The sequence below is a fragment of the Nocardia wallacei genome, assembly GCF_029869545.1.
Classification (GTDB): Bacteria; Actinomycetota; Actinomycetes; order Mycobacteriales; family Mycobacteriaceae; genus Nocardia; species Nocardia wallacei_A.
This window is the reverse complement of record NZ_JARWQD010000343.1, coordinates 1-12,262: the sequence shown is the minus strand read 5'-3', so window position 1 is coordinate 12,262 and position 12,262 is coordinate 1. Positions and strand designations below refer to the sequence as shown.

13 protein-coding genes are annotated in these 12,262 nt (G+C 69.9%); 5 read left to right on the top strand and 8 right to left on the bottom strand.

Features of this window, described 5'->3' with window-relative positions:
- Nucleotides 1–59 precede the first annotated feature (59 nt).
- From QH290_RS31275 to QH290_RS31255, 5 genes are all read right to left on the bottom strand, one after another.
- Nucleotides 60–902 carry a glutamine amidotransferase gene (locus QH290_RS31275; protein ID WP_280386823.1) on the bottom strand — a complete coding sequence of 281 codons (843 nt, stop codon included), beginning with the start codon at nucleotides 900–902 and terminating at the stop codon, nucleotides 60–62.
- A 69-nt stretch (nucleotides 903–971) separates the two neighbouring features.
- A complete protein-coding gene (locus QH290_RS31270; RefSeq protein ID WP_280266147.1) occupies nucleotides 972–1,838 on the bottom strand; it encodes a metal ABC transporter permease in 867 nt (288 codons plus the stop codon).
- A 2-nt stretch (nucleotides 1,839–1,840) separates the two neighbouring features.
- Nucleotides 1,841–2,590: a metal ABC transporter ATP-binding protein gene (locus tag QH290_RS31265; RefSeq protein WP_280266145.1), complete on the bottom strand. Its 750-nt coding sequence runs from the start codon at nucleotides 2,588–2,590 to the stop codon at nucleotides 1,841–1,843.
- Nucleotides 2,587–3,525 (bottom strand): metal ABC transporter substrate-binding protein, encoded by a 939-nt coding sequence (locus tag QH290_RS31260; RefSeq protein WP_280266144.1) that lies wholly within the window; start codon nucleotides 3,523–3,525, stop codon nucleotides 2,587–2,589. The genes QH290_RS31265 and QH290_RS31260 overlap by 4 nt, the downstream gene beginning before the upstream one ends.
- Before the next feature lie 61 nt (nucleotides 3,526–3,586).
- Nucleotides 3,587–3,802, bottom strand: coding sequence for a hypothetical protein (locus QH290_RS31255; RefSeq protein ID WP_280386821.1), 216 nt, complete (start codon nucleotides 3,800–3,802; stop codon nucleotides 3,587–3,589).
- Between the two features lie 84 nt (nucleotides 3,803–3,886).
- Here QH290_RS31255 and QH290_RS31250 point away from each other — a divergent pair, with 84 nt between their 5' ends.
- On the top strand, nucleotides 3,887–5,470 hold the full coding sequence (locus QH290_RS31250) for a glycosyltransferase family 39 protein (protein WP_280386819.1): 1,584 nt from the start codon (nucleotides 3,887–3,889) through the stop codon (nucleotides 5,468–5,470).
- A gap of 7 nt (nucleotides 5,471–5,477) precedes the next feature.
- Here the strand turns inward: QH290_RS31250 and QH290_RS31245 are convergent, their stop codons facing one another.
- Both QH290_RS31245 and QH290_RS31240 read right to left on the bottom strand, forming a co-directional pair.
- Nucleotides 5,478–6,608, bottom strand: coding sequence for an alpha/beta hydrolase (locus tag QH290_RS31245; RefSeq protein WP_280386817.1), 1,131 nt, complete (start codon nucleotides 6,606–6,608; stop codon nucleotides 5,478–5,480).
- A 136-nt stretch (nucleotides 6,609–6,744) separates the two neighbouring features.
- Complete coding sequence (locus QH290_RS31240) at nucleotides 6,745–7,557, bottom strand: maleylpyruvate isomerase family mycothiol-dependent enzyme (RefSeq protein ID WP_280386816.1); 813 nt, start codon at nucleotides 7,555–7,557, stop codon at nucleotides 6,745–6,747.
- Between the two features lie 209 nt (nucleotides 7,558–7,766).
- Here QH290_RS31240 and QH290_RS31235 point away from each other — a divergent pair, with 209 nt between their 5' ends.
- Complete coding sequence (locus QH290_RS31235; protein WP_280266139.1) at nucleotides 7,767–8,486, top strand: Mut7-C RNAse domain-containing protein; 720 nt, start codon at nucleotides 7,767–7,769, stop codon at nucleotides 8,484–8,486.
- 196 nt (nucleotides 8,487–8,682) lie between these two features.
- On the opposite strand, the gene QH290_RS31230 is transcribed toward QH290_RS31235, so the two are convergent.
- Nucleotides 8,683–9,552: an NAD(P)-dependent oxidoreductase gene (locus QH290_RS31230; RefSeq protein WP_280386812.1), complete on the bottom strand. Its 870-nt coding sequence runs from the start codon at nucleotides 9,550–9,552 to the stop codon at nucleotides 8,683–8,685.
- A gap of 142 nt (nucleotides 9,553–9,694) precedes the next feature.
- Between QH290_RS31230 and QH290_RS31225 the strand changes: the two genes are divergently transcribed.
- The 3 genes from QH290_RS31225 to QH290_RS31215 all read left to right on the top strand — a co-directional run bounded on the left by QH290_RS31225 (nucleotide 9,695) and on the right by QH290_RS31215 (nucleotide 12,039).
- A complete protein-coding gene (locus tag QH290_RS31225; RefSeq protein WP_280263112.1) occupies nucleotides 9,695–10,051 on the top strand; it encodes a winged helix-turn-helix transcriptional regulator in 357 nt (118 codons plus the stop codon).
- A gap of 67 nt (nucleotides 10,052–10,118) precedes the next feature.
- Complete coding sequence (locus tag QH290_RS31220) at nucleotides 10,119–11,480, top strand: M20/M25/M40 family metallo-hydrolase (protein ID WP_280263114.1); 1,362 nt, start codon at nucleotides 10,119–10,121, stop codon at nucleotides 11,478–11,480.
- 22 nt (nucleotides 11,481–11,502) lie between these two features.
- Nucleotides 11,503–12,039, top strand: coding sequence for a YbhB/YbcL family Raf kinase inhibitor-like protein (locus QH290_RS31215; RefSeq protein ID WP_280386810.1), 537 nt, complete (start codon nucleotides 11,503–11,505; stop codon nucleotides 12,037–12,039).
- The last annotated feature ends 223 nt before the right edge of the window (nucleotides 12,040–12,262 follow it).

The window sequence follows — 12,262 nt, the reverse complement described above, 5'->3', positions numbered from 1 at the left end:
CCCTCACCCCCCCCGCCCCCCGCGCGCCCCCCCGGGGCCCGGGGTTCACCCGCCCCGGTTCACCCCCCCCCACCGGGGGGGGTCGCGCCCCCCCCCCCCCCCCCCCCCCCGGCCCCCCCCCCCCCCCCCCCGCGGCGGGGGGGGCCCCCCCCCCCGGGCGGGCCGCTACGCCCGCAGTAGCGGGTGATGAACCGGTGCAGGATCTCCCCGGGCACCGGGACGGACTCGCGGTGGCCGAGGGCGATCAGGTAGTCGGCCTCCGTGGGATCGAAATACCCTGCGTGCCGGTAGGTTTCGATGCGCAGGGCCAGTCCGTCGCCGTCCAGTTCCGGATGGAACTGGGTGGCGTAGACGTGCGTGCCGACCCGGACCATCTGCACCGGGCATCCGGTCGACCGGGCCAGTAACACCGCGCCGGGCGGAACCTCCTGGCAGGATTCCTTGTGTCCGACGAACGCCCGGAACTCGCGCGGGAGGTCCCGCAGCAGCGGGTCGTCCCTGCCGTCGTCCGTCAGCTCGATCGTCTGAGCTCCGGCCGTCTCGGCGTAGCGTTTCTTGCTCACCGAGCCGCCGAGCACGTCCGCCAGAATGCCCAGGCCGTAGCACGCCCCCAGATAGGGGAAGTCGCGCCGGACGATCTCGGTGACCAGCTTCCTCAGGATCGGCTCGAATTTCTGCTGATAGTCGTATTTCCGGTCGTCGGGGTCGCTGACGTTGCTGGGGCCGCCGCCGACGATGACCGCCGAGAAGTCGTCGAGCTGCACATCCGGCAGGCCCTGATCCATCTGTATCCGCACCAGCGAGCCCACATCCATCTCGGCGATCCGCACGATGGCGTGGTACTCGTCGTCGGCGGCCGATCGCTCGGGCCGCAACTGCAGCAGCAGGCAGGGCTTGGGCATGAATCCGATTGTGAGAGATCGGCGGCGACTACTGCCGGAAATGACTCGGACGGGACCTGGCGTCCAGGTCTACGCCGCCACCGCGCGTCGGCGTGCGGCGGCGACCAGCTTGCCGACCACCCCTTGACGCGGTGCGAACAGGTACACCGCGGTGAATGCCGCCCCCTGCACGACCACCACCATCCCGCCGGGCGCCGTGTCGAGGTGATAGCTGAGATACAGCCCGGTGACCGAGCAGGCCGCCGAGACCGTCGGCGCGATCAGCAGCATCCGCCCGAATCGGTCGGTGAGCAGGTACGCGGTCGCGCCGGGGATGATGAGCATGGCGACGACGAGAATCACCCCGACCGCCTGCAGGGCGAGCACCGCGGTGAGGGCCAGCAGCGCCAGCAGGACCGTGCCCAGCAGCCGCGGCCGCAGCCCGATCGCGTGCGCGTGGGTGGGGTCGAAGGCGTAGAGAACGAAGTCGCGCCGCTTGGCGATCAGCACGGCCAGCACGATCGCGGCCAGCACCACCACCTGGATCAGCTCGGACCGGCTCACCCCGAGCAGATTGCCGAAGATGATGTGGTTGAGGTCGGTCTGGCTGGGCGTCACCGACACCAGCACCAGCCCGGCGGCGAACAGCGTGGTGAACACGATGCCGATGGCGGCGTCCTCCTTCACCCGGCTGGTGTTGCGCACGACGCCGATCAGCGCGACGGCGAGGAATCCGAAGATCACCGCGCCGACCGCGAACGGCGCGCCGACGATGTAGGCGAGCACGACGCCGGGCAGCACGGCGTGCGAGACCGCATCGCCCATCAGCGACCAGCCGATCAGCACCAGCCAGCACGACAGCACCGCGCACACCACGGCGGTGACGATGCTGGTGACCAGTGCCCGGGTCATGAAGTCGTAGGACAGCGGATCGAGCAGAAATTCGGTGGGGCTCATAGTCATCCGGCCTTCCGCAGGGCGTCGCGGTCGAGCACGTCCATCCCGAACGCCAGCGCCAGATTCTCCGGGCGCAGTACCTCGTGCGGGTCGCCCTGGGCGAGCACGCCGCGCATCAGCAGGATCGCCTCGTCGGCCAGTCCGGGCAGCGCGTGCAGGTCGTGGGTGGAGATGAGGACGGTGGCGCCGTCGGCGGCCAGTTCGCGCAGCAGCGCGGTCAAGGTGGCCTCCGAGCGCTTGTCGACCCCGGCGAACGGCTCGTCGAGCAGCAGGATCGTGGCACCCTGTGCCAGTCCGCGCGCCACGAACGCACGCTTGCGCTGCCCGCCGGACAACCGGCCGATCTGGCGGTCGGCCAGGTCGGTCAGCGCCACCCGCTCCAACGCCCGCTCGACGGCGGCGCGGTCGGCGCGGCGTGGGCGGCGGGTCCAGCCCATATGCCCGTATCGGCCGGTCATGACCACGTCGCGGACCGACAGCGGGAAGTTCCAGTCGACGTCCTCGCTCTGCGGCACATACCCGAGCGCACCGGATCGGCGGGCGGCGGCGGGCGGGCCGCCGTCGATGCGCACGCTGCCGCGGTCGGGGTGCACCAGGCCCATGATCGTCTTGAACAGCGTGGATTTGCCCGATCCGTTCATCCCGACCAGGCCGCAGATGTGTCCGGCGGTGACGGTGAGGTCGACCCGGTCCAGGGCGAGCACGTCGCCGTAGTGGACGGTGACGCCGTCGACGGTGATCGCGGGGTTCACGGCCGTCTCCCGGTGAGCGCGGTGCTGATCGTGGTGGCGTCGTGACGCAGCAGGTCCAGGTAGGTGGGCACCGGGCCGCCCGCCTCCGACAGGGAGTCGACGTAGAGGGTGCCGCCGAACCGGGCGCCGGTGGCCTCCACGACCCGCTGCATCGGGGCGTCGGAGACGGTGGATTCACAGAACACCGCGGGTACCTGGTTGCCGCGGACGAATTCGATGGCCGAGGCGATCTGCTGCGGTGTGGCCTGCTGTTCGGCGTTGACCGCCCAGATGTACTTCTCGCCGAGTCCGGCGTCGCGGGCCAGATACGAGAAGGCGCCCTCGCAGGTGACCAGGGCGCGCTGGTGCGGCGGCAGCGCCGACAGCGTGGTGATCAGGTCGGTGTGCACGCGCTGCAACTGTGCCTTGTATGCCTCGCCGTTGGCGCGGAAGTCGGCGGCGTGCGCGGGAGCGAGGTCGGCGAAGGCGCGCACCAGGTTGTCGACGTAGATCTGCACGTTCAGCGGCGACATCCAGGCGTGCGGGTTCGGTTTGCCCCGGTAGGCGTCCTCGCCGATGGCGATGGGCGCGACCCCGTCGCTGACGACGACGTGCTCGGCGTCGGCGTCGGCGACGAACTGCGCGAACCATGCCTCCAGGTTGAGCCCGTTGTCGACGATCAGATCGGCCTGCGCCGCCTTGCGGATATCGCCGGGGGTCGGCTCGTAGCCGTGGATTTCCGCGCCCGCCTTGGTGATCGACTCGACGGTCAGATGGTCGCCGGCGACGTTGCGGGCGATATCGGCGAGGACGGTGAAGGTGGTCAGGACCACCGGTTCGTCGTTTCGGGAGTCGATGCCGCCGCAGGCGGTGAGCGCGACGGCGGTGCCCGCGACGATCGCCGCGGCGACGGCGCGCAGGGCGGGACGCGCCGAGCGGTGGAGCCAAACCTTCATGCACCGGAATGATAAGTTCGGCAACCCTAACTTTCAAGTCCCGGCAAAACGAACAGACCGGTCAGGCGCCGTTCACGCCATGATCCGGCATTCGGTGGTGCACATTCACAGGCGATCCGGTAAAGCGCTTGTGTGGTGGGGGAGTATTCGATTCGGCCTGTTCGCGTGTGGCGGGGTAATGGATACCATCGACGCGATCCGGCCGGGTCGCGAAATCCGATGCGGCCGTGGAGAAATCCATGCCATACGGCCGGTGAATCGGCGCGTCCTGTGACATCGGCGTCCTCGAACGCCGGGCTGTCGTGCCGCTGTTCCGTTGCGGCACAACAGCTCTCGATGGCCGTAACCGGGGAGGTATTCGATGCCGGAAATTGCCGTGGCCACCACAGTAATCCGAGGAACCGCCGACTCCGAGGTGCGCACGAATTGTGCACCGGCGGCGGATGTTCCGCCCTTCGCGTGGCGTGCGATATCGGCGGTTGTCGCGGGTGCCGGAATATTGTTTCTCGTCCGGCTGGGCCGTTACGAATTCGGTGGCGACGAGCTGTATTTCATTGCGGCGGGTCGGCATCCGGCGCCGAGCTACGCCGACCAGGGACCGGTGGTGCCGCTGCTGGCGGCACTGGCCGATGCGATCGCTCCGGGATCCGCGGTGGTGCTGCGGCTGCCCGCGCTGGCGATGACGATCGCCGCGATCGTGCTCAGCGCCCTGCTGGCCCGGGAATTCGGCGGCGGGCGGCTGCCGCAGACGCTGGCGGCCGCCGCCTACGCCACCTCTCCGCTGGCGGTGATGCAGTCGGCCATGCTGAGCACCTTCGGCATCGATGTGACGCTGACCGCGCTGGTGTCATGGCTGCTGATCCGCTGGGTGCGCACGCGCCGCGATCAGCTGCTGGTGTTGGCGGGAGTGGTTGCGGCCGTGGACTTTCAGGTGAAATGGCTGATCCCGATGGTGTGGGCGGGCCTGGCGGTGGGGGTGCTCGTGTTCGGTCCGCGGGAGATGCTGCGGCGCCCCGCCTGGTGGGCGGGGTCGGTGATCGCCGTCGTGGCGGCCGTGCCGATGCTGTGGTGGCAGCATCGCCACGGCTGGCCGCAGCTGGCCATGGGCGCGGTGGTCCGCGACGAACAGCTGGCGACCAGCGCTCTGGCGGCCATGCCGGTGCAGATCGTCCTGGTGACCGGGGTGCTGGGGCTGCTGCTGGTGGCGGGCATGTGGGCGGGGCTGCGCTGGGATCGGTTACGGCCCTATCGTTTCGTGATTCCGGTGATCGCGGTGGGGCTGGTCGGCATCGTGGGTGGCGGGTTGCGGCCGTACTTCGTCGGCGGGGCGTTTCCCGGCCTGTTCGCCGCGGGGGCGGTGTATCTGGCCGAGCGCGGGCTGAGCCGCCGGGCGTGGGCCGCGGGCGGCGGACTGCTCGCGATGGCCACCGCGCTGTGCGTCGCGGTCACGGTGGTGCTGCCGCTGCCGTCCGCGCGGTTGCAGACTCCCACCGACAGGTACTCCCAGATCGACTCGCGCAGCCGCCTGTTCGGCCCGAGCGGCTGGGACCGCCTGGTAGCCGCCGTGACCGAGGCCTACCACCGCGTACCACCCGACCAGCGCCCCGGCCTGGCCATCATCACGCAAAACTATTGGCAGGCAGCGGCTTTGGACCATTCCACCGCCCTGCCCACGGTATACAGCCCCAACCGCGGCTACGGCTACTTCGGCCCGCCCCCGGACACCACCGCGAGCGTGCTCTACATCGGCGTCGACGGCCCCGGCGAAGCACTGCGAACCCGATTCGCCGAGTCGACCGTGGTGACCCGCATCGACGAACCCCTCGGCTTCCCGAGCATCGACCGCGGAGTCACCATCTGGCACTGCCACCTCCCAGCCCGCCCCTGGTCGACAACCTGGCCCGAAATCCAAACCCTCCCCCTGATCGACGGCACCACCCGCTGACCCAGCCTCACTCACCCAACGCCGCACGCAACACCGGCCACGACTTGTGCAGGTCCTGCTCCCAATACCCCCACGAGTGCGTGCCGTTCGGGCGCAGGTCGAAGGTGGCGGGAATGTCCAACTCCCGCAACCTGTCTCGCAGTTGCTGCGTGCACCGGCTCGCCACGGCGTCGAGCAGACCGCCGATGACGAGCTGGTCGATCAGCTTCACCGGATCGGCGTGGATGCCGGGCCCGTCGAGAGTATCCAGCGGACCGGGTGCGCCGTTGCCCGAGGCGACGTACACCGTGGTTCCGCGCAGCTGGGCGGCGTGCAGGTAGGGATCGTTGGCGGCCCAGGCCGGATCGCCGGGCGGCCCCCACATGTTGAGGATATTGCCCTGACGGCCGGTGACGATCGCGTCGACCATGACCTGTCCCATCGGATCGCTGGTGCGCACGCACCCGCTGTAGGAGCCGATGGCGCGATAGAGCCCGGGCTCGGCCAGCGCCAACTGGAAGACCGAGGTGCTGGCCATCGACAGTCCCGCGATGGCGTTGGCGCCGCTGCCGTGGAAGGCCGAATCGATCACCGGCGGCAGCTCCCGGGTGAGGAATGTGGTCCAGCGCTGGCGGCCGTGCACGGGATCGTCGGCGCGCCAATCGGTGAAGAAGCTGCCCGCCCCGCCGATCGGGATCACCACGTTGACCTGCTGTCCGGCGAAGAATTCCGCGACGTCGGTCTTGGTGAGCCAGTTGCTGCCGTCGCGCCAGTTGCCGGTGTCGGTGCCGCCGTCGACACCGTTGAGCAGATACAGCGTGGGCGCCGGTTTCGAAAGGTCCGCCGCCGGAAGGATTTCCACCGACAGCGGCCGCCCCATCGCGGCCGAGTGCACGGTGAGATCGACGACGCGGCCGGGGCCCTGGGCCGCGGTCAGCAGGCGCGAGCCGTTGGCGGAGGGTTGTGCAGCGGCCAGAGCGCGCGCGGGGACCGGAGCGTCGGGTGCCGCGAGGGGCTCGGCGGCGGCGATGCCGGTGGAGGCGGTCAGGGCGGCGGCGACCGCGAGCGCGGCGAGATGTCCCCGCGGGCGGCCCCGGGCGGCGCGCGGTCGCTCGGCGCCGATGCGGGATGTGCGGCGTCGTCCGCCACGGGTTGTCATGCGGCGCCTCCCAGCTGGAACCCGATTGCGGCAGACGCTAGGACGCGGTCGTCAGGCTCGGCAAGGCACGGCGCCGAGATTTGGGATTGTGCTCAGTGGCATCGGATTTCGGCTGGTACAGGCCACAAGAGCACGGTCAGGCGTTGAGCCAGAATCCGGCCCGGGCACGCCAGAGTTCGAGCAGCGCGAGATCACCGGTGATGCGCAGGGGACCGTGCGGCCGCCGATAGACATACAACAGCAGATCCCCGACAGCGCCACCCACCCACACGGCCCCCGGGCCGCTGCCGCGCCGCCAGTTGGCCGCCGCGCCCCCGAGATCCACGACCCATGCCCCGATACTCCCGGTGTCATCCGACGGCTCGGTGGTGGCGAAAGACTCGGTGGCGTCGAAGATCAGGGCGCGGCCGGGGGCGAGCAGGTCGGGTTGGTCGGGCCGGGGCTCGTAAGCCTCGGGGACCGAGGCGTTGTCGAGCCATTCCTCGAAACCGTCGGCGGCGAGATCGGGGGGCAGTTCCCAGGTGGCGTCCAGGGCCTCGGCGGCGTCGTTGCCGTGCAGGGCGGTTTCCAGCAGCGCCCGCCGGGCCCAGAATCGCGGTGTCCCACTGGGTCCCGGTGACCAGACCGCCACGTCGGGATCGGCGGCACGCAGCGTCGCGGTGAGTTTCGCCGCGCCTTCGTGCAGCCATGGCACCAGCTCGTCCGGGTCGATTCGGCGTTGGGCCGGGTCGTCGACGAATTCACCGGCGACCGGGGCGGTGGCCCGGGTGCCGACGATCTCCGCCATCCACCGGTGCACGCCACCGATGTGCTGCAGCAGCTGCCCGAGATCCCAGCCGGGGCAGGACGGCACCGGCACCGTCGTATCGGCATGTTCGACGAGCGAGGTGAGGGCGCGGGTACGGGTGTCGATCTCGGCGCACAGCCGCTCGTAGGTCAACGGAACCATGCTCCGATCCTAGGAAACTCTGCGATCGGTGCCGTACGGTATCGAATCACCCTGAGCGCGGCCGTTTTTCATCGACCGGACCCGCGCCCCGCCCGCCGGGCCGCCACATCCTCGCGATCCTCCGCTCGAATCGGCATCGGGGCTTGGCGCAGGAGGTGGTCTCACCCCGAATCGCCCATGCCGCTCGCGGGCGCTGGCATGCTGGCCGTGTGAGCGCAGCGGTGATCACGGTGGGGTTCGCGCCGGAGCTGGCGGTCTTCGTGACCGCGGCCCGCCGCGACGGGCCCGCGGCCGTGCGAACCGACGGCACCTCGTCGCTCGGCCACGTGGTGGAATCGCTGGGCGTCCCGCTGACCGAGGTAGGGGAGCTGCGGGTGAACGGGAGCCGCCGCGAGCCCTCCTACATCCCGGTGGCCGGGGACGCGGTCACCGTCGCCGCCGTCGCCAGGCCCCAGCCTACCCCGCGGCCGCCGCGGTTTCTGCTCGACATCCACCTCGGCACCCTGGCTCGGCGCCTGCGGCTGCTCGGCATCGACGCCGCCTACGAGAATCCCGATATCGGCGACGCCGCGCTGGCCGCGCGCTCGGCCAGCGAGCAGCGGCTGCTGCTGTCGCGCGACCGCGGCCTGCTGCGCCGCCGCGAAATCTTCGGCGGCGCCTACATTTACAGCCACCGCCCGGCCGAACAACTCGACGACGTCCTGTCCCGCTTCGCCCCGCCGCTGGCCCCGTGGACCCGCTGCACCGCCTGCAACGGCACCCTGCGCGCCGCCGACAAGCCCCTCGCACCCGACCTCCCCACCGGCACCGAACGCACCTACGACACCTTCGCCCGCTGCACCGACTGCGGCCGCACCTACTGGAAGGGCGCCCACCACGCCCGCCTCGACGCCATAGTCACCCACGCCCAACGCAATTTCGGCGGCTGACAACGTTGTGCGAGCTCGGTGGGCGGGGCGCCCGCGTACCCGTTGTCCCAGAACGCCGCCTGCACGGCCGCCAGGACTCGCTCCTCATCGAACTGGCGTGGCCGCGGCATGCGCTCAGGCTCTACCCATAATGGACCGCCCGGTCCATCATCGTGCCGAGAGGCGCTGCCCGCTGGCGCCCTCGGTCACGGCGCCCTCAGGACACCAGGCCCTCGAAGATGCGGGCGAAGGCCTCGTCCCCGTGGCCGTCGGCGACCTGGCGGTCGATGAGGTTCTTGACCGGGCCGATGACGTCGAGGCCGACGCCCGCGTTGCGGCTTGCGCGGACGATGGCGTCCAGGGCTGCCTTGTTGAAGTTCAGGCTCTGGACGTCGGTGGTGTAGTCGCCGCTGTCGATGAAGCGCCCGGCTTCGGACAGCGTCTGCACCGTCGCGGTGATCCACGGAATGGCCCGGGCCGCAAATGCTTCCGCCGAGACGCCGGCCGATCGCAGCATCGCCGCACCGTGGTAGAACCCGGCGAACATCGCGTACATGCCCGACAGCAACGCGAAGTCGTACAGCGAGGCGATCCCCGCGTCCTCGCCGAAATACTCTGCGGTGCCGAACAATTCGAGGGCCGCGCGATGGTCCTCGAAGATCTCCCGCACCCCGCTGTAGAGCAGCGACGACCCGGGCTGCCCGATCATCTCGGGGGTGGCGATGATGGCGCCGTCGAGGTAGACGATGCCGTGCCCGGCCGCCCACCCCGCCAGCTCACGCGCCTCGTCGGGCGTGGTGGTCGTCAGGTTCACCACCGTCTTGCCCGACAGCTCGCCCGCGATCGGGTCGAGCGCGGCGTGCACCGAGGCGTGATCGAGCAGGACCGCGATCACGAGATCACCGTCGCGCACCGCGCCGCTGAGGGTGGCGGCCCCGCGCGCCCCGGCGGCGACCAGTTCGGTGTCGCGGCCGGGGGTGCGGTTCCACACGGTCGTCGGATGCCCGCCCTTCAGCAGCGCCGCCGCCAGCGCGCGGCCCATGGCGCCGAGTCCGAGAACGGTGACCGGGGTCTGGTTGTCAGCCATTGCGATTGAGCTCCTTGCGTTTTCGAGTATCGGTTCGTCGGCGCCGAGACCTACAATGCGCGTAGCCGGTTATTGCGGCAAGTACCTACTATTTTGTGGGGTACTTACCACCAGGTATGTGAACAGGTAGTGAGGTCAGGCGATGGGTGAGAAGCGGTCCGGGCCCTATTTCTGCGGTATCGACGCCGCGATGGATGTGATCGGCGGCAAATGGAAATCGCTGATCCTGTGGGAGCTCGAGGCCCACGGTGTGCGCCGGTTCGGCGAGCTGCGCCGCAACCTGCCCGGCGTCTCGGAGAAGATGCTGATCCAGCAGCTGCGCGAACTCGAGGAGGACGGCATCGTGCACCGCGAGGTCTATCGCGAGGTGCCGCCGCGCGTGGAGTACTCGCTGACCGAGCTGGGCTCGCGCCTCAACCGTGCGCTGGAACCGCTGGGCGCGTGGGGTAAGGAGCGCATCACCCGCATCGGCGCGGACCGGATCGTGGTCGCGAGCTGACCGGTATTTGCGCGCATGCTGCAGGCAACCCGGGGCGGAACCCGGCCGCAGTGGTAGGAAGGGGTACGTGTCTGCACCCGGTGAGAAGCCCCTGTCCGAGCCCGCCTCCCGCGCCGTATCGGAGGTGGTGGACCTGGTCAGCACGCTGATCCGATTCGACACCTCCAATACCGGCGAACTGGAGACCACCAAGGGCGAGCGGGAGTGCGCCGAGTGGGTGGCCGATCAGCTGCAGCAGGCGGGATACACCACCGAGTACGTCGAATCCGGCGCGCCGGGCCGCGGCAATGTGTTCGCACGCCTGAAGGGCGCCGATTCGAGCCGGGGCGCGCTGATGATGCACGGGCATCTGGACGTGGTCCCCGCCGAGGCCGCCGACTGGAGTGTGCACCCGTTCTCCGGCGCGGTGCGCGACGGCTACGTGTGGGGCCGCGGCGCGATCGATATGAAGGATATGGTCGGCATGATGCTGGCGGTCGCGCGCCAGTTCAAGCTCGAGGGCACGGTGCCGCCGCGCGATATCGTCTTCGCCTTCCTGGCCGATGAGGAGAACGGGGGCCGCTGGGGTTCGCAATGGCTGGTGAAGAATCGCCCGGACCTGTTCGACGGCGTCACCGAGGCGGTCGGCGAGGTGGGCGGCTTCTCCCTGACCGTGCCGCGCCGTGACGGCACCGAGCGGCGGCTGTATCTGGTGGAGACCGCGGAGAAGGGTCTGGGCTGGATGCGGTTGCGCGCCAAGGCCCGTGCCGGTCACGGGTCGTTCCTGCACGAGGACAACGCGGTGACGATCCTGGCCGACGCGGTCGCGCGGCTGGGCAAGCACACCTTCCCGCTGGTGCTGTCGGAGTCGGTGGCCGAGTTCCTGGCCGCGGTCAGCGAGGAGACCGGCATCCGATTCGATCCCGACAGCCCCGACATCGAGGGCCAGCTGGCCAAGCTGGGCACCATCTCCCGCATCATCGGCGCCACCCTGCGCGACACCGCGAACCCGACGATGCTGCGCGCCGGTTACAAGGCCAATGTCATTCCGCAGACCGCGGAGGCGGTGGTGGACTGCCGCGTGGTGCCCGGCCGTCGTGAGGCGTTCGAGCGCGAAGTGGACGAGCTGATCGGTCCCGATGTGGAGCGTGAGTGGATCACGGCGCTGAACTCCTACGAGACGACCTTCGACGGTGATCTGGTCGACGCGATGAACAACGCGATCCTCGCGCACGACCCCGACGGCCGCACCGTGCCCTATATGCTCTCCGGCGGCACCGATGCCAAAGCGTTCGCGTCCTTGGGGATTCGCTGTTTCGGTTTCGCGCCGCTGCGGCTGCCCCCGGAGCTGGACTTCTCGGCTCTGTTCCACGGTGTCGACGAGCGGGTCCCGGTGGACGCGCTGGAATTCGGCACTCAGGTACTGGAGCATTTCCTCCTGCACAGCTGACGATTTCGAAAGGACGGCCCCGATGCCCGACTACTCCTACGACCCCTACGCCGCGCTGCCGCAGCTCCCGGCGTTCACCGTCACCTCGCAGGACGTCACCGACGGTCAGCCCTTCGGTAACGATCAGGTCAGCGGCGTGTTCGGCGCGGGCGGCAAGGATGTCTCGCCGCAGCTGTCGTGGTCCGGATTCCCCGACGGGACCAAGAGTTTCGCGGTGACCGTGTACGACCCGGATGCCCCGACCGCGTCGGGTTTCTGGCACTGGGCCGTGGCCGACATCCCCGCCGCCACCACGTCGCTGCCCAGCGGCGCGGGCAGCGAGGGCGGCAGCCTGCCCGCGGGTGCGATCCAGTTGCGCAACGACGGCGGTTTCGCCGGATTCGTCGGTGCCGCACCGCCGCCCGGCCACGGCTACCACCGGTACTTCATCACCGTGCACGCCGTCGATGTCGAATCGCTGGGCTTCGATGCGAGCGCCACCCCGGCCTTCCTGGGCTTCAACCTGTTCTCCCACGCGATCGGGCGTGCCACCATCGTCGCCACCTACGAGGTGAAGTAAAGCCAGCATTTCCGGCATGCTTTTTGGCGGGATACCCCGCGGGAAGCAGAGATACCGGGCAAAAGCATGCCGGGGAACAAGGGCGGGGGGGGGCCCCAATGAAATACGCCGACACAGGAAGCCCCCAACGTGTGGCCCCCCGGTATGGCAGGTGGAGGTCGCCCGCGGGGTGGGGGTGGGCGGACAATTAGGGGGGGTGGGCGCCCGACTTGGTGGGGGGCGG

Coding starts and splice junctions, on each gene's coding strand:
- QH290_RS31245 (WP_280386817.1), bottom strand. CDS start 6,608: ATGACAACCCGTGGCGGACGACGCCGCACATCCCGCATCGGCGCCGAG.
- QH290_RS31240 (WP_280386816.1), bottom strand. CDS start 7,557: ATGGTTCCGTTGACCTACGAGCGGCTGTGCGCCGAGATCGACACCCGT.
- QH290_RS31270 (WP_280266147.1), bottom strand. CDS start 1,838: ATGAGCCCCACCGAATTTCTGCTCGATCCGCTGTCCTACGACTTCATG.
- QH290_RS31275 (WP_280386823.1), bottom strand. CDS start 902: ATGCCCAAGCCCTGCCTGCTGCTGCAGTTGCGGCCCGAGCGATCGGCC.
- QH290_RS31225 (WP_280263112.1), top strand. CDS start 9,695: ATGGGTGAGAAGCGGTCCGGGCCCTATTTCTGCGGTATCGACGCCGCG.
- QH290_RS31230 (WP_280386812.1), bottom strand. CDS start 9,552: ATGGCTGACAACCAGACCCCGGTCACCGTTCTCGGACTCGGCGCCATG.
- QH290_RS31260 (WP_280266144.1), bottom strand. CDS start 3,525: ATGAAGGTTTGGCTCCACCGCTCGGCGCGTCCCGCCCTGCGCGCCGTC.
- QH290_RS31250 (WP_280386819.1), top strand. CDS start 3,887: ATGCCGGAAATTGCCGTGGCCACCACAGTAATCCGAGGAACCGCCGAC.
- QH290_RS31215 (WP_280386810.1), top strand. CDS start 11,503: ATGCCCGACTACTCCTACGACCCCTACGCCGCGCTGCCGCAGCTCCCG.
- QH290_RS31255 (WP_280386821.1), bottom strand. CDS start 3,802: ATGTCACAGGACGCGCCGATTCACCGGCCGTATGGCATGGATTTCTCC.